The following is an 833-nucleotide window of genomic DNA, read 5'->3' as shown; positions in this document are numbered from 1 at the left end:
GGCATAAAGAGAACTATTAATGTGCGAAGGAATGTAATGAAGCACGTTGTCGAAAAGATGGTACGCCTCTGGCCAATGCCCTTGCGCCAACAATAGTTCTGCCTTTTGGTACGCTCTCCAACAGTGTTGAATGTCCATTACTCTTCCTAGATAATCTCGTTATACCGATTGTAAATGAAAATCATTTGCAATTGCAAGGCGTGAGTTGTGTAGATTTATTAATCATTTAGTCTTAACTTTTCTCTTATAAGGGGCATATTGATGGATATTTGTTCATTTAAACCTGATTTGGCGGTAAGTCACTAAAAAGTCACAAAAATGCATCTAAACTGAGTTGGAAGAGAAAGAACTTACCAAGGAGGTAGTGATGGCGATTCAAAGATTGAACTCAGAGCAACTCTATAATGCCGCTCTATTGGAGCAGTTGCCGTGCAAATCGACCAAAGAACTGGCTCCTATTGATGAGATTGTCGGGCAAAAAAGGGCGCAAAAAGCGGTCGAGTTTGCCATGTCCATCAAAGAGAAGGGCTACAACATTTATGCGATTGGCCAGAATGGGCTAGGTAAGCGTACCATGATTTTGCGCTATCTAAATCGTCATCAGCATGATGCGGCCGCGCTGTTTGATTGGTGTTATGTCGCCAATTTTAAAGACATACGTACGCCAACCGTGCTCAAACTGCCTTCTGGTGTGGGCGCAAAACTCAAAACCGACATAGAAAAGCTGATGACCAAATTGGTCAATGCCATGCCGCTTGCCTTTGATAATGAAATGTACATCTCTCGTGCTGAGAAACTTAAAAATCAACTCGCGAACAAGCAACAACTAGAGT

At 42.3% G+C, this 833-nt stretch carries 1 protein-coding gene; it reads left to right on the top strand.

Annotated features, from left to right (window positions below):
- Positions 1 to 367 precede the first annotated feature (367 nt).
- Positions 368 to 833: Lon-like protease helical domain-containing protein (locus BCU12_RS08625; RefSeq protein ID WP_157939865.1), on the top strand; the 466-nt coding region annotated here is incomplete at its 3' end.

The organism is Vibrio sp. 10N.261.55.A7, from assembly GCF_002877365.1.
Lineage (GTDB): Bacteria > Pseudomonadota > Gammaproteobacteria > Enterobacterales > Vibrionaceae > Vibrio.
Note: the sequence above shows the minus strand (reverse complement) of the source record. Positions and strands in the feature narration are given on the sequence as shown.